The sequence below is a fragment of the Paraburkholderia sp. FW306-02-B genome (genome assembly GCF_058782725.1).
Genome location: NZ_JBYSXZ010000001.1, coordinates 1,568,146 through 1,580,822 on the forward strand (window position 1 = coordinate 1,568,146; position 12,677 = coordinate 1,580,822).

The 12,677-nt window shown below is 62.1% G+C and carries 21 protein-coding genes; 18 read left to right on the top strand and 3 right to left on the bottom strand.

Annotated elements, in window-relative coordinates:
• The first annotated feature begins 2 nt into the window (after positions 1–2).
• From AC3WOG_RS06900 to AC3WOG_RS06930, 7 genes are all read left to right on the top strand, one after another.
• Positions 3–662: a hypothetical protein gene (locus tag AC3WOG_RS06900; RefSeq protein ID WP_492577286.1), complete on the top strand. Its 660-nt coding sequence runs from the start codon at positions 3–5 to the stop codon at positions 660–662.
• Positions 659–844, top strand: coding sequence for a hypothetical protein (locus tag AC3WOG_RS06905; protein WP_492577287.1), 186 nt, complete (start codon positions 659–661; stop codon positions 842–844). Before AC3WOG_RS06900 ends, AC3WOG_RS06905 begins: the two co-directional genes overlap by 4 nt.
• The gene (locus AC3WOG_RS06910) at positions 844–1,572 is read left to right on the top strand and encodes a hypothetical protein (protein WP_492577288.1); all 729 of its coding nucleotides are present in this window, start codon (positions 844–846) and stop codon (positions 1,570–1,572) included. The genes AC3WOG_RS06905 and AC3WOG_RS06910 overlap by 1 nt, the downstream gene beginning before the upstream one ends.
• Entirely contained in the window at positions 1,572–1,853 is a 282-nt protein-coding gene (locus tag AC3WOG_RS06915) for a hypothetical protein (protein WP_492577289.1), read from the top strand. Before AC3WOG_RS06910 ends, AC3WOG_RS06915 begins: the two co-directional genes overlap by 1 nt.
• Before the next feature lie 4 nt (positions 1,854–1,857).
• On the top strand, positions 1,858–2,175 hold the full coding sequence (locus tag AC3WOG_RS06920) for a hypothetical protein (protein ID WP_492577290.1): 318 nt from the start codon (positions 1,858–1,860) through the stop codon (positions 2,173–2,175).
• On the top strand, positions 2,172–2,396 hold the full coding sequence (locus AC3WOG_RS06925; RefSeq protein ID WP_492577291.1) for a hypothetical protein: 225 nt from the start codon (positions 2,172–2,174) through the stop codon (positions 2,394–2,396). The genes AC3WOG_RS06920 and AC3WOG_RS06925 overlap by 4 nt, the downstream gene beginning before the upstream one ends.
• Before the next feature lie 89 nt (positions 2,397–2,485).
• A complete protein-coding gene (locus tag AC3WOG_RS06930; protein WP_492577292.1) occupies positions 2,486–2,659 on the top strand; it encodes a hypothetical protein in 174 nt (57 codons plus the stop codon).
• Here AC3WOG_RS06930 and AC3WOG_RS06935 read toward each other — a convergent pair whose 3' ends face one another.
• Entirely contained in the window at positions 2,660–3,133 is a 474-nt protein-coding gene (locus AC3WOG_RS06935) for a hypothetical protein (RefSeq protein ID WP_492577293.1), read from the bottom strand.
• Positions 3,134–3,413: 280 nt separating this feature from the next.
• On the opposite strand from AC3WOG_RS06935, the gene AC3WOG_RS06940 reads away from it, so the two are divergent.
• Complete coding sequence (locus AC3WOG_RS06940; protein ID WP_492577294.1) at positions 3,414–3,704, top strand: hypothetical protein; 291 nt, start codon at positions 3,414–3,416, stop codon at positions 3,702–3,704.
• A gap of 70 nt (positions 3,705–3,774) precedes the next feature.
• Here the strand turns inward: AC3WOG_RS06940 and AC3WOG_RS06945 are convergent, their stop codons facing one another.
• On the bottom strand, positions 3,775–4,323 hold the full coding sequence (locus tag AC3WOG_RS06945; RefSeq protein ID WP_492577295.1) for a hypothetical protein: 549 nt from the start codon (positions 4,321–4,323) through the stop codon (positions 3,775–3,777).
• A gap of 269 nt (positions 4,324–4,592) precedes the next feature.
• Between AC3WOG_RS06945 and AC3WOG_RS06950 the strand changes: the two genes are divergently transcribed.
• The 10 genes from AC3WOG_RS06950 to iscX all read left to right on the top strand — a co-directional run bounded on the left by AC3WOG_RS06950 (position 4,593) and on the right by iscX (position 11,769).
• Positions 4,593–4,832 (top strand): hypothetical protein, encoded by a 240-nt coding sequence (locus AC3WOG_RS06950; RefSeq protein ID WP_492577296.1) that lies wholly within the window; start codon positions 4,593–4,595, stop codon positions 4,830–4,832.
• Between the two features lie 157 nt (positions 4,833–4,989).
• Positions 4,990–5,487, top strand: coding sequence for a low molecular weight protein-tyrosine-phosphatase (locus AC3WOG_RS06955; RefSeq protein WP_492577297.1), 498 nt, complete (start codon positions 4,990–4,992; stop codon positions 5,485–5,487).
• Positions 5,488–5,620: 133 nt separating this feature from the next.
• Complete coding sequence (iscR, locus tag AC3WOG_RS06960) at positions 5,621–6,151, top strand: Fe-S cluster assembly transcriptional regulator IscR (RefSeq protein WP_492577298.1); 531 nt, start codon at positions 5,621–5,623, stop codon at positions 6,149–6,151.
• An 86-nt stretch (positions 6,152–6,237) separates the two neighbouring features.
• The gene (locus AC3WOG_RS06965; RefSeq protein WP_492577299.1) at positions 6,238–7,461 is read left to right on the top strand and encodes an IscS subfamily cysteine desulfurase; all 1,224 of its coding nucleotides are present in this window, start codon (positions 6,238–6,240) and stop codon (positions 7,459–7,461) included.
• A 63-nt stretch (positions 7,462–7,524) separates the two neighbouring features.
• On the top strand, positions 7,525–7,938 hold the full coding sequence (iscU, locus tag AC3WOG_RS06970) for a Fe-S cluster assembly scaffold IscU (RefSeq protein WP_492577300.1): 414 nt from the start codon (positions 7,525–7,527) through the stop codon (positions 7,936–7,938).
• Between the two features lie 157 nt (positions 7,939–8,095).
• A complete protein-coding gene (iscA, locus tag AC3WOG_RS06975) occupies positions 8,096–8,419 on the top strand; it encodes an iron-sulfur cluster assembly protein IscA (RefSeq protein WP_492577301.1) in 324 nt (107 codons plus the stop codon).
• A 139-nt stretch (positions 8,420–8,558) separates the two neighbouring features.
• Entirely contained in the window at positions 8,559–9,086 is a 528-nt protein-coding gene (gene hscB / locus AC3WOG_RS06980; protein WP_492577302.1) for a Fe-S protein assembly co-chaperone HscB, read from the top strand.
• Positions 9,087–9,196: 110 nt separating this feature from the next.
• Entirely contained in the window at positions 9,197–11,068 is a 1,872-nt protein-coding gene (hscA, locus tag AC3WOG_RS06985) for a Fe-S protein assembly chaperone HscA (RefSeq protein WP_492577303.1), read from the top strand.
• A 146-nt stretch (positions 11,069–11,214) separates the two neighbouring features.
• The gene (gene fdx, locus AC3WOG_RS06990) at positions 11,215–11,556 is read left to right on the top strand and encodes an ISC system 2Fe-2S type ferredoxin (protein ID WP_492577304.1); all 342 of its coding nucleotides are present in this window, start codon (positions 11,215–11,217) and stop codon (positions 11,554–11,556) included.
• 15 nt (positions 11,557–11,571) lie between these two features.
• Positions 11,572–11,769, top strand: coding sequence for a Fe-S cluster assembly protein IscX (gene iscX / locus AC3WOG_RS06995; RefSeq protein WP_007181290.1), 198 nt, complete (start codon positions 11,572–11,574; stop codon positions 11,767–11,769).
• Between the two features lie 106 nt (positions 11,770–11,875).
• Here the strand turns inward: iscX and AC3WOG_RS07000 are convergent, their stop codons facing one another.
• Positions 11,876–12,628 (bottom strand): glycine zipper 2TM domain-containing protein, encoded by a 753-nt coding sequence (locus AC3WOG_RS07000; RefSeq protein ID WP_492577305.1) that lies wholly within the window; start codon positions 12,626–12,628, stop codon positions 11,876–11,878.
• Between the last annotated feature and the right edge of the window lie 49 nt (positions 12,629–12,677).

The following is a 12,677-nucleotide window of genomic DNA, read 5'->3' on the forward strand; positions in this document are numbered from 1 at the left end:
CCATGACCACCCAAACCATTTACGAACTCCGCGCCGAATTGAAGCGCCTTCAGAACGAGGCTATCGCCGCGCATTCGCGTGCCGCAACCGGCGACAAGTCGGCTGCTGCCCGCCGCTCCGAATTGATGACCGCGATCCAGTTCACGCAAGTGCAGATCGCTGATCTGGAAGTCGCTGAGAAGGCAACGCGGGCCGACTATGAGGTTGACCAGGTGAAGAACGGCGCAGCGGCATCGCAGGCCTTGACCGACAAGGTGCGGACCTTTTTGGCTGGCCGGTCCGTGCTGGCTGGTGAAGCGCACCGTTTGGCGACCGAACTCGGCGAACAACTCAAATACCTGGCCGTGCTGCATCACACTGCCGGGTCTGAAGTTCGCCGCTCGATGCCGGTCGATCACGCGATTGGGCTTGACACAGACGACCACGGCTGCATTCGCGCCGTGCTGTCCACGCTGCTCGCTACTGCTGGGGTGGATACGGCTGATGCTTTGCGCAGCTTGGAGACGTTGAATTTTGGCCTCATCTACAAGCCTGAGTGCGTGATGGACACAGTCAAAAATCAGAACGACCTGCTGATGACGATCCGCGAGAATGCTGATGCGCGCTACGTCGATCTGCTAGCTGACCTCGAAGCCAGCCAGCAGCAGGAGGCCGAAGCATGATCGCCAGCGCCAAACTCGTCGCGAAGATTCGGGCATTGCACGTCGAGGCCGACGCGCTGCGCGTGCCGGCGGTGCTGGGCGACTTCGCCGCCCGGATGCGTCGCTCTGCTATTCAGACGGCGCTTCTTGCAGCCGAACATGATCTCGAAAGCGTCCGCGCTCTAGCGCAGGAGGAAGCGTAATGGACGCGCTCAACGCACTCTATCCGTCATCGAGCACGGGTTCCGGCATCACCAGCAGCCCGCTCGCGACGCCTGCTGCTCCCGTAGCAGCGCCGGCAGTCGCGCCGGTTGCGCAGACACCAGCAGCGGCACCAGCGGCCGCCACGCAAGCCCCGGAGCGCCGGTTTCGTGAACTGAGCGACACGCCGGACCCTGACGACCCGAGCCGCTACTTGCCCTTTGCTGATCAGGATGCTGGGCACGAGGATGCAGAGCCGCAGCCGGCAAAGGTGGCCGAGCCCGTACTGGACCCTCGCCCGAAAATCGATGGCTGGTTTGCTGACGCACGCGAGAATGAACCGGCTGCAAGCTCGATTACCGACTACGCCACGTTTGCCAACGCAGACCGCCCGCCGACCGGGATCGAGGTTCACGACCGCGCCGAGTTCGATCTTTCGCTCAAGGCGATGCAGCAGGCCGGATTGGGTCAGACGACCGCGCGCGCCGTGTTTCAAACGGCCGTTGATGCAATCAGGAATCCGATTGCCACGACGCCAGATGCGGCCCGTGCATCGTTGCAGGCGCAATGGGGCGATAAGACCGACGCAAATCTGACCATCGCCAAGCAGCAGATCGACGCCATCGCGAAGACGTGGCCGGGTGTGCGCCAGATGCTCGACAAGACCGGGCTCGGCAACTCCCCCGAATTCATTAAACAGCTCGTCAACCGCGCGAAGGGGAGAGGCTAATGCTCTCGCCCGCTGAGCAGGCTGAGCAGCTATTTATTGGTGCGTTCGAGCCCGAGTTGGACGAATTGACCAAGCAGTTCCGCGGGCTCGGCATACGCGATTTTGACGCTGCGATGCAGGCGAAGAAGCGGCTGTTGGATCTGCACCGTCGGCAACGCAAGTTGCTGGGTGGCGAGGCACAACACCTGTTTGATCAGGCCGCCTGCTCGCGGGTGCACAAGGAGCTTGTGAAGATTGACGAGCGGTTCCGCGCGTCACAACAGCAGGACCGCAAGGAATAGAACCATGGCAACCATCACTTTGAGCAACATCGGCAAAGCAGGCGCTACGGCAGGCAGTCACGGATCGGGCGAGCGCGCCGAGGATTCGGGCACGTACAAAAAGCTGCTGCCGAAGAAGCCGGCCGCGCCTATCGTCGGTAACACGGCGGTCAAGCAGGGCCCGCACGCGAACAGCAAGTCGAACGACGCAGGCAAGCAGCAGAATGCCGGCATCAAGGCGAACGGATCGCTGAAGGCCAAGCCGACACCGGCAGGGGGCACGACCCGCACAGAGTCGCCGATGGGCCGCGCGGCGAAAAAGCTGTACCCGTCGGCAAAATGACAGACGGTAAGCGCCGGCTGCTACTGGCTGAACTGGCGGATACGCGGACCCTGCTGGAGACGATCTGGCGGGCTCGCGTTGGCATTGCCGAAGAACTGCCGGCGGCAGACCGGGAGCGCGCACACCGGCTCAGGCAGAGGGATGCCGCGCTACTGGAAAGCGAAGTTGCGCCGACGTGGCGAATGGTCGAACTGGAGTTCCAACTGAGCGTTACCGGGTAACGTAACGGAAATTCGGGAAAATCACACTTCAAGTGCGACTTAATCACCCGCGTTTCAAACGCGAGTGGCGCCCCAGCATAGGAGCCGCCGTGGACTGGGCGTTGTTCGTTACGCAGATGGCGTTACAGATCGAAGCCGGCAAGCGTGAGCAGGCGGTACGCGATGCCGCGCAGCAGAAGATCAAGGATCGGGCTCTGCGGATCAGCGAGGGCCGCGTCAGGACGATGGCGGCCAGGCGAGAAAAGATGCGCGCGACGGCTTGATCATGCTCGCGATCCGACCCATAGCGCCAAGCCTCTCACGCCGAACGTAGCAACAAGCATGATCGCGATGCTGCCGAGAATTGACCATTGACCATGGAAGATAACCGCCACAATCGCCACAGGGACAATGCCGACGCCCATCATGAACAGGCCGATCAATACGGCGAGCATTCCCCATAGTTGCATCGTTACCATGAGGGATGCGATCCAAAGGATAGCGCCGAAGACGAAAGAGGCCATCAGTAGCCCAGCCGCGGAGAAGCCCCGCGTTCTGCGGAATATCGCCAGCGGTCCAAGAATGAAAATGCAGACGAGCAGTGTCAACGAGAACGCTGGCTTTAACCATGGCAACAGATAGGCGCTGACCCATGTCACTCCGAAAATCAGGACGACAGGGATCACGATTCCTGCCGCGAGCACGAGCAGCACGCCGAACCCCATGCCAACACTTTTGATCTTTTGTACGGCGCCCATGGCTCTGCCCCGGCATAGATTGGTTGGTGTCCGCCTTCCCGCGAGCCGTCCCCAGACCATTCCTGCGCAATCTTCGTTTTCGTTAGTCGCGCCATAGACGCTCGCGCTGTCAATGGATTTTCTCAGACAATTGTAGGTGGTCCGGCGCGCGTGCCTCCTCCGGGTTTACCCATCGCGGCCTTTCTTCGTACCTGTCCTACGATCCGTGTGCGAGGCCCTGCTTACGCGCACCGCGTGGCGGGGCGGCAGTGCCCTCGCCCTCGATGAAAGGGAGTCCGCTATGCAAGACGTCGGTGGGGGATGGTACATGGAGATGGAAGGCGGATACGAGATTCACGTCATGCCGCGCGCCGCCATCAGGAACGGCGCTCCCGTGAGCGACGCGTACGGCTACCACGTGAGGGTCCTACCGCCTGGCGCGGACCCAGCGAGTCCTGAAGCGTGGGGCGAGATCTTCTCTGGCGAAGGCGCCGAATACCAAACGGAACAGGAAGCCCTCGATGCGGGTAGCGCGGCCGCACGTAGGCGCATCTTCAATGAGTTCGGCGAACCCGATCTGCCCGGCGCCTGAGTGTGGGTAATGGTGTGGGTAGAAATTAAAAACGGGCGCTAAGGCCGGTAGTAATTGGTTTCATGACGGATCAATGGTCCGTCATCCCCCCTGACTGACGGCCGGGAATGCCTCTCCTTGCATCCGTGCTGCCGCCGTTACCGCGTCCACCGCCGTTACCTGCTTGTTGCGGCGGCGGGCCGCTCGAGCCCGGGCGTCCCGCATTCGACCCGCCAGGTCCCCCGGGGCCGCCGGCAGCACCTTGCGGCGGAGGACCACCGCGCTGGCCGCCGCCATTCGGCTGACCATGCCAGCCGCCGTTATCGCCATGATTCCCGTGGTTGCCGTTATCCGGCCGATCCCGGTCCCCATATCCCGGATAGCCTCGATAGCCCGGCCCCGGCCCATAGTAGCGGCCCGGGCCGTCATAGTAGCCCGGACCCCAGTAGTTGCCATAATCCATGTAGACATTGGTTTGCGGCACGACGGGCACCCCGTTGGCATAGCCGTCGTAACCGTCATAGCCGTTGTAACCGCCGCCATAGCCGTTGCCATACATCGGCGTGCCGTCCGGATAGACGGCACAGCCGCCCAGCAAGGCAGCGACGGCGAGACCGACGAGGGAAGCAATGCGTTTCATTTTGTGGATCACTTGCGACAGTGCGTGACTATAAGACCGTTATTATCGCCAACCGTCGCATCAGCTTTGTATGTGTTTGTAAGGATTTATTTTTTGTGCCACGACGCATATCAACGAGATGTGCGGCGAAACAGTCATTGGACTGTTCCTTCCAGCGCAACGCTGTATCTCGCGTCAGTGGGTTTTTCCCGATTGTTTCTTTCTATAGAATTTCGAATGGGCATAGTGAGTCACGAGCTCATGAGCCCCTAATCGGAAGAAACGACATCATGAAAAAGACAATATCGGTGTACTGGCCATTCGCCATTGTTGTGCCGCTTGCCGCGGCAGCCTACCTGCACATTTGCGGCCACGCCACTTCGCGCGCGCCGCAAGCGCCGCTCGCCGCGGATCAATTGACCGCTGAACTCGCACGCGCCGTCTCGTATGGGATGGTCGGCGACGCCACGACGCTGCCGGCCAAGCCCGTGCGTGCAGTCACGTCGCTCCCCCTCGCGCAAGCGTCGTAAGCGCGCAGGCGTTGCATTATCGGGTGCCGCGCACGCATCGCAGCGGACTGAGTCAGGCGCTACGCAGCGCCCGGCGCGATCCGGCCCAGCTTTGTATAATCGCGGCACCGTTTCCTAACCTGTTGCTCCGCGCGAGCGTCGCGCCAGAAAACCCCTGATGAAAACCGTGTCCATTTGCTTCGTCTGCCTCGGGAACATCTGCCGTTCGCCGACCGCGGAAGGCGTGATGCGGCATCTGGTGGCCGAGGCGAATCTCGCGGAGCGCATTTTGATCGATTCCGCCGGTACGGGCGACTGGCACATCGGGCAACCACCGGACGACCGCGCGCAGCATGCCGCCGGCCAGCGCGGCTACGAACTGGCCGCCTTACGCGGGCGCCAGATCGCCGCGGCTGATTTCGAGCGCTTCGATCTGCTGATCGCGATGGACGACAAAAATGTCGCCGCGCTAAGCCAGATCTGCCCGCCGGCGCAGCGGGACAAAATCCGTCTGCTGATGGAATTTGTGCCGGAAACGGACAGCCGCTGGGGTGGTGCCCGCGAAGTCGTCGATCCGTATTTCGGCGGCGCGGAAGGCTTCGAGCAGGTGCTCGATCAATGCGAGGCAGCCTGCCGTGGTTTGATCGCAGCGCTCCGTCCCCAATTGATGCCCTGAAAGTGCACCAAGGCTTCATTGGGCGTATCTGGTAATTAAGCAAATGACCCAAATCGCGATAGGGATACTTGACTAAATCGCTCATGTATTTATACTTGACCAAACTTGTCGAGAATAGCGGTTCCCACACCATATGAGACTCACCACGAAAGGCCGTTTCGCCGTCACGGCGATGATTGACCTGGCACTGCGCCAGGAGCAGGGCCCGGTGACGCTTGCGGGTATCAGCCAGCGCCAACATATCTCCCTGTCGTACCTTGAGCAGCTGTTTGGCAAGCTGCGTCGTCACGAAATCGTCGAGTCCGTGCGCGGACCGGGCGGTGGCTACAATCTGGCCCGCCGCGCTGAAGACGTGACGGTCGCCGACATCATCATCGCTGTCGACGAGCCGCTCGATGCCACCCAATGCGGTGGCAAGGGCTCGTGCGAGGGCACCAAACAGCATGACGGCCACTGCATGACGCACGAATTGTGGTCGACGCTGAACCAGAAAATGGTCGAGTACCTGGATTCGGTCTCCCTGAAGGATCTGGTCGATCAGCAGCGTTCGCGCGAAGGCTCCCCGGCGGTGTTGCGCGACCGGCGCAACGAGGCGCCGGCGGTCGAACCCGCGCGCGTGGTGCCGAAAGGGCCCAATTCCGTTTTCAACATGGCCAGTTCCTAGGGCGCGGCGAGTCGACTACTTGCGACCTCGCCGCAGCCTGATCAGGAACCCAGAAGCCAGAGCACATGACGTCCCCGGAGCGATAGATGAACAACGACATTCCCCACCTGCCCATTTACATGGACTACAGCGCCACGACCCCGGTCGATCCGCGCGTGGTGGACAAAATGATTCCGTACTTGCGCGAGCAGTTCGGCAACCCCGCATCGCGTAGCCACTCGTATGGCTGGGACGCGGAGCGTGCGGTCGAAGAAGCGCGCGAGAATGTCGCTGCGCTGGTGAATGCCGATCCGCGCGAAATCATCTGGACCTCGGGTGCAACTGAATCGGACAACCTCGCGATCAAGGGTGCCGCGCACTTCTACAAGAGCCGTGGCAAGCACATCGTCACGGTGAAGACCGAGCACAAGGCTGTGCTCGATACCTGCCGCGAACTCGAGCGCGAAGGCTTCGAAGTCACCTATCTGGATGTGAAGGACGACGGCCTGATCGACCTCGACGTGTTCAAGGCCGCGCTGCGTCCGGACACGATCCTGGTCTCGGTGATGTCGGTGAACAACGAGATCGGCGTGATCCAGGACATCGAGGCGATTGGCGAAATCACCCGTGAAAAGGGCATTATTTTCCACGTCGACGCGGCGCAAGCCACCGGCAAGATCGAGATCGATCTGCAAAAGTTGAAGGTCGACCTGATGTCGTTCTCGGCGCACAAGACGTACGGTCCGAAGGGTATTGGCGCGCTGTACGTGCGCCGCAAGCCGCGTATCCGCATCGAGGCGCAGATGCACGGCGGCGGTCACGAGCGCGGCATGCGTTCGGGCACGCTGGCCACGCACCAGATCGTCGGCATGGGCGAAGCGTTCCGTATCGCACGCGAAGAAATGGCGACGGAAAACGAGCGCGTCCGCATGCTGCGCGACCGCCTGCTGCGCGGCCTGTCGGAAATGGAAGAAGTGTATGTGAACGGCGACATGGAAAAGCGTGTGCCGCACAACCTGAACATCAGCTTCAATTTCGTCGAAGGCGAATCGCTGATCATGGCGGTGAAGGACGTGGCGGTGTCGTCGGGTTCGGCTTGCACGTCGGCTTCGCTGGAGCCGTCGTATGTGCTGCGCGCATTGGGTCGTAACGACGAACTGGCGCACAGTTCGATCCGCTTCACGGTGGGCCGCTTCACGACCGAGCAGGATGTCGATTACGTGATCAACCTGCTGAGGACCAAGATTTCGAAGCTGCGCGACTTGTCGCCGCTGTGGGAAATGCACAAGGACGGGATCGATATTTCGACCATCCAGTGGGCAGCGCACTGACGCGCCAGGTTGTGGACGTCGAATTCATCGAATGCAGATTGAAACGAATCAAGGAGTGTAATCATGGCTTATAGCGACAAGGTTCTGGACCACTACGAAAACCCGCGCAACGTCGGTTCCTTCGCGAAGGACGACGACGCGGTCGGTACCGGCATGGTCGGCGCGCCGGCCTGCGGCGACGTGATGAAGCTGCAGATCCGCGTGGGCGCGGACGGTATCATTGAAGACGCGAAGTTCAAGACGTACGGCTGCGGTTCGGCCATCGCGTCGAGCTCGCTCGTCACCGAATGGGTGAAGGGCAAGACGCTCGACCAGGCCATGTCGATCAAGAACACGCAGATCGCCGAAGAACTGGCGCTGCCGCCGGTGAAGATCCACTGCTCGATCCTCGCGGAAGACGCGATCAAGGCAGCGGTCGCCGACTACAAGCAACGCCACGGCGAAGCTGTCGTCGAAGGTAACAAGCAGCACGCTTAAGCGCGCGGTTGAGTGTGAATCGAAGCGGACGGCGCAGCGCAGCAACGCATCGTCCGGCATGAGCGATATTTGAAGCAGGCAGGGTAGCAGCGCGCAAGTAATCACACCGGTGATAAGCACGCGAGTGACGAACACGCACTGCGCAATGAGAAACGCTATGGCAATTACGTTGACCGAAAAGGCAGCACAGCACGTCCGGAAGTATCTGATTCGTCGCGGCAAGGGTGTCGGGCTGCGGCTTGGCGTGCGCACGACCGGTTGCTCGGGTTTGGCCTACAAACTCGAGTACGTGGATGAACTCGCGCCCGAAGACGAAGTGTTCGAGTGCAACGGCGTGAAGATTATTGTCGACCCGAAGAGCCTCGCCTATATCGACGGCACCGAACTCGACTTCGCGCGTGAAGGGTTGAACGAAGGCTTCAAGTTCAACAACCCGAACGTGAAGGACGAGTGCGGTTGCGGCGAGTCGTTCCGCGTGTAAATCGGTTCACTTCCGCGTGCAGCGGAAAAAAGGCGGCGCGGGCCGCCTTTTTAGTTTCATCCGCGCTTATTTGATCTGCATTGATCTGCGCTTTTTGACTGCACTCCGGTGCGCTTCCTGAACGGACTCCTTCTATCCGATGGCCTCGCTGAACGACAGCCACTTCGACCTGTTCGATCTGCCCGTGCAATTCGCGCTCGACGCGTCCGCGCTCGACCACGCATACCGCACGGTGCAGGCGCAAGTGCACCCGGACCGCTTCGCGGCGGCCGGCGACGCGCAAAAACGCATTGCGATGCAATGGGCGACGCGCACCAACGAGGCGTATCAGACGCTGCGCGATCCGCTGAAGCGCGCAACCTATCTGCTGCACCTGCGCGGCATCGACGTCGGCGCGGAGAACAATACGGCGATGGAGCCGGCGTTCCTGATGCAGCAGATGGAATGGCGCGAAGGTATTGAAGACGCTGCCGCGGCGAAGAACGTCGATGCGCTCGACGCCTTGCTCACCGAACTGCGCGACGAAGAGCGCATGCGTTTGACCAGGCTCGGCGCGTTGCTCGACAGCGGCGCGAATCAGGCGGCGGGCGAGGCGGTGCGGCAGTTGATGTTCATCGAGCGGGTGGCGTCGGAAATCGGCACGCAGATCGAGCGGCTCGAAAACTAGCACCGCGCGCAGCGCTATCGGCGCACGACGATACACAAACGCAGCCGTAGCATTACCATCCAGCAACGCGAAATTTCAGGACGGGGCCATGCGGCCCCGAGAAGATCCAGATGGCCTTACTGCAAATCTCCGAACCCGGCATGGCGCCGGCGCCTCATCAGCGGCGTCTCGCGGTCGGTATCGATCTCGGCACCACCAATTCCCTCGTCGCCGCCGTGCGCAGCGGCGTGCCCGATGTGCTGCCCGATGAGGACGGCCATGCGCTGCTGCCGTCGGTGGTGCGTTACCTCGAAAAGGGCGGCCGCCGTATCGGCCGCACCGCCAAGGCAGAAGCCGCGACCGATCCGCGTAACACGATCGTGTCGGTCAAGCGCTTCATGGGCCGCGGCAAGGCGGAAGTCGAAGGCGCCGCAAACGCGCCGTACGATTTCGTCGACGCGCCCGGCATGGTGCAAATCCGTACCGTCGACGGCGTGAAGAGCCCGGTCGAAGTGTCGGCGGAAATTCTCGCCACGCTGCGCCAGCGAGCCGAAGACACGCTCGGTGACGAACTGGTCGGCGCGGTTATCACGGTGCCCGCGTATTTCGACGAAGCACAGCGCCAGGCGACCAAAGACGCCGCGCGTCTGGCCGGTCTGAACGTGCTGCGCCTGTTGAACGAGCCGACCGCGGCGGCGATCGCCTACGGTCTCGATAACGGTTCCGAGGGTCTGTACGCGGTGTACGACCTCGGCGGCGGCACCTTCGATCTGTCGATTCTCAAGCTCACCAAGGGCGTGTTCGAAGTGCTCGCGGCGGGTGGCGATTCCGCGCTCGGCGGCGACGATTTCGACCACGCGCTGTATCGTCATGTGCTGGAGCAGGCGGGCATCGCGCCGCAGACGCTTGCTCCGGAAGATGTGCGCCTGCTGCTGGACGGCGTGCGCGTGGCCAAGGAGGCTTTGTCGGACGTGCCACGTGCGAAGTTGCAAGCAACGCTCTCGAACGGCACCGCGATCGATCTGACGATCGACGAAGCCACTTTCGAAACGATCACCCAGGCGCTCGTTCAACGCACGCTCGGTCCGACGAAGAAAGCACTGCGCGACGCCAAGGTCGCCACGAAGGACATCAAAGGCGTGGTGCTGGTCGGCGGCGCGACGCGCATGCCGGTGATCCGCCGCGCGGTCGAGTCGTTCTTCGGCCAGCCGCCGCTCACCAATCTGGATCCGGATCAGGTTGTCGCGCTCGGCGCGGCGATCCAGGCCGATCTGCTCGCGGGCAATCGCGGCGCCGACGGCGACGACTGGCTGCTGCTCGACGTGATTCCGCTGTCGCTCGGCGTCGAAACGATGGGCGGCCTGACCGAGAAAATCATCCCGCGCAATTCGACGATTCCGGTCGCGCGCGCGCAGGATTTCACGACCTTCAAGGACGGCCAGACGGCGATGGCGATCCACGTCGTGCAAGGCGAGCGCGAGCTCGTCACCGACTGCCGCTCGCTCGCGCGTTTCGAGCTGCGCGGCATTCCGCCGATGGCCGCCGGCGCCGCGCGGATTCGCGTCACCTATCAGGTCGACGCGGACGGTTTGCTGTCCGTGTTCGCGCGTGAGCAGGGTTCGGGCGTCGAGGCGTCGGTGGTGGTCAAGCCGTCGTACGGTCTCGCTGACGACGACATTGCCAGGATGCTCGAAGACAGTTTCTCGACCGCCGAGGTCGACATGCGCGCGCGCGCCCTGCGTGAAGCGCAAGTGGAAGCGCGCCGTCTCGTCGAAGCGACCGACGCCGCGCTCGCCGCTGACGCCGAATTGCTCGACGACAGCGAACGCGCCGAACTCGACGCGCTGCTCGCCGTGTTGCGCAATATCGCGCAAAGCGAGGACGTCGACGCGATCGAAGCCGCGACCAGAACGCTCGCCGAAGGCACCGACGAATTCGCCGCCCGCCGCATGAACAAGGGCATTCGCCGCGCGCTGGCCGGCCGCAAGCTCGACGAGATTTGAGAAGAGCCTTGCGGTAACGGCATGCGAGCCGGTACGCCCGCAACAAACGAAAACGCGCCGTGCGTCTTAAAAACGGCACGCGGCGTTAGTAAAATGGTACGGAGCCGGACTGCGGCAGTCGTGCCTCAGACCCAAACGGAAAATGTATGCCTCAAATCGTTGTGCTGCCTCACGTCGAACTGTGCCCGGAAGGCGCGGTGATCGATGCCGTGCCCGGCAAGAGCATCTGCGACAGTCTGCTCGATCACGGCATCGAAATCGAGCACGCGTGCGAGAAGTCCTGCGCGTGCACGACCTGCCACGTGATCGTGCGTGAGGGTTTCGCCGCCTTGACGCCGTCCGAGGAAGACGAGGACGATCTGCTGGACAAAGCGTGGGGGCTCGAACCGGCCTCGCGTTTGTCGTGCCAGGCGATGGTGCCGGCGGAGCAGGATCTGGTCGTCGAAATCCCGCGTTACTCGATCAATCACGCGAAGGAAAACCACTAACAGGAGGATGCAGCCATGAAGTGGACCGATACGCAAGACATCGCGATGGCCCTGACTGACAAGCACCAGGACATCGATCCGCAGCAGGTGCGCTTCACTGATTTGCACCGCTGGGTTACCGAGCTGGAAGGTTTCGACGATGACCCTAATCGGTCGAACGAGAAGATCCTCGAGGCGATTCAGGCTGCATGGATCGAAGACGCGGATTATTGAGTTTTGCGCCCGCGGCGCGCGATTCGTTTCTGTTGCGACAAAGAAAAAGGCGATTCCAATGGAATCGCCTTTTTTAACGCCTGGAGAATCTTCAGGCTGGCATCGGTCAGCTTGCCACCAGCGTGCCGTTTTCGACCCGCACGCGCTGACCTTGCTGGAACGGCGGCGCTTCATGGTATGTGAAGTAGCGCATCTTGCCGTTTTCCATGCGCACGCGCACCGAATACGACGTGCTGCTGCGCAGATGTTTTTCGACCGAGTTGCCGGCGAGACCACCGCCGAGTGCGCCGAGAATTGTCATTGCGGTACGGCCGTTGCCGCTGCCGAACTGGTTGCCGACCACGCCGCCGGCCACTGCACCGCCGACCGCGCCGATACCGGTGCCATGACCTTCCTGCTTCACTGCCGAGATGCTGACTACCGTGCCGCAAGTCGAGCAGTAAGCCGGTTGCGAAGGTTGCTGCTGCGCGTATTGCGGCGCCGGCTGCGCTTGCTGCTGCTGGGCGTACTGGGGTTGTTGCGCAGGCACCGGGGCAGGCTGACGTTGGACCGGTTGCTGAGCCTGTTGTTGGGCCGCAGCCTGCTGCGCTTGCTGTTGAGCCTGTTGCTGCGCTGCTTGTTGGGCCGCCTGCTGCGCCGCCAGATTCGCCGGCGCAGCCGAATCGACCACCGCTGGTTGCGTGGTCACTTGCGCGGCCTGGGTCTGGTCGGTTTGCGCGCCGTTGCTCGACGCCTTCGGGAACAGGCCGGTGATGGCTGCCGTCGCGGCAAGGCTGGCGATGATGAGGGCGCCAGCAGCGGTCGCTACGAGCGGGTGGAGACGGCGTTGTTGCGTGGGTTTGGTATCCGGGTTGTCCATATTGGCCTCCGTCTGAAGCAGAGTCGACTGTTATTGAGACTAAGTTTCG

Bases quoted from the DNA above. Each gene is read 5' to 3' on its own strand.
- AC3WOG_RS06910 (WP_492577288.1), top strand. From the start codon at position 844: ATGGACGCGCTCAACGCACTCTATCCGTCATCGAGCACGGGTTCCGGC.
- AC3WOG_RS07000 (WP_492577305.1), bottom strand. From the start codon at position 12,628: ATGGACAACCCGGATACCAAACCCACGCAACAACGCCGTCTCCACCCG.
- iscA (WP_492577301.1), top strand. From the start codon at position 8,096: ATGGCAATTACGTTGACCGAAAAGGCAGCACAGCACGTCCGGAAGTAT.
- AC3WOG_RS06955 (WP_492577297.1), top strand. From the start codon at position 4,990: ATGAAAACCGTGTCCATTTGCTTCGTCTGCCTCGGGAACATCTGCCGT.
- hscA (WP_492577303.1), top strand. From the start codon at position 9,197: ATGGCCTTACTGCAAATCTCCGAACCCGGCATGGCGCCGGCGCCTCAT.
- AC3WOG_RS06935 (WP_492577293.1), bottom strand. From the start codon at position 3,133: ATGGGCGCCGTACAAAAGATCAAAAGTGTTGGCATGGGGTTCGGCGTG.
- hscB (WP_492577302.1), top strand. From the start codon at position 8,559: ATGGCCTCGCTGAACGACAGCCACTTCGACCTGTTCGATCTGCCCGTG.
- AC3WOG_RS06940 (WP_492577294.1), top strand. From the start codon at position 3,414: ATGCAAGACGTCGGTGGGGGATGGTACATGGAGATGGAAGGCGGATAC.
- AC3WOG_RS06905 (WP_492577287.1), top strand. From the start codon at position 659: ATGATCGCCAGCGCCAAACTCGTCGCGAAGATTCGGGCATTGCACGTC.
- AC3WOG_RS06925 (WP_492577291.1), top strand. From the start codon at position 2,172: ATGACAGACGGTAAGCGCCGGCTGCTACTGGCTGAACTGGCGGATACG.
- iscU (WP_492577300.1), top strand. From the start codon at position 7,525: ATGGCTTATAGCGACAAGGTTCTGGACCACTACGAAAACCCGCGCAAC.
- AC3WOG_RS06950 (WP_492577296.1), top strand. From the start codon at position 4,593: ATGAAAAAGACAATATCGGTGTACTGGCCATTCGCCATTGTTGTGCCG.
- AC3WOG_RS06920 (WP_492577290.1), top strand. From the start codon at position 1,858: ATGGCAACCATCACTTTGAGCAACATCGGCAAAGCAGGCGCTACGGCA.
- AC3WOG_RS06965 (WP_492577299.1), top strand. From the start codon at position 6,238: ATGAACAACGACATTCCCCACCTGCCCATTTACATGGACTACAGCGCC.
- fdx (WP_492577304.1), top strand. From the start codon at position 11,215: ATGCCTCAAATCGTTGTGCTGCCTCACGTCGAACTGTGCCCGGAAGGC.
- AC3WOG_RS06900 (WP_492577286.1), top strand. From the start codon at position 3: ATGACCACCCAAACCATTTACGAACTCCGCGCCGAATTGAAGCGCCTT.
- iscX (WP_007181290.1), top strand. From the start codon at position 11,572: ATGAAGTGGACCGATACGCAAGACATCGCGATGGCCCTGACTGACAAG.
- iscR (WP_492577298.1), top strand. From the start codon at position 5,621: ATGAGACTCACCACGAAAGGCCGTTTCGCCGTCACGGCGATGATTGAC.
- AC3WOG_RS06945 (WP_492577295.1), bottom strand. From the start codon at position 4,323: ATGAAACGCATTGCTTCCCTCGTCGGTCTCGCCGTCGCTGCCTTGCTG.
- AC3WOG_RS06915 (WP_492577289.1), top strand. From the start codon at position 1,572: ATGCTCTCGCCCGCTGAGCAGGCTGAGCAGCTATTTATTGGTGCGTTC.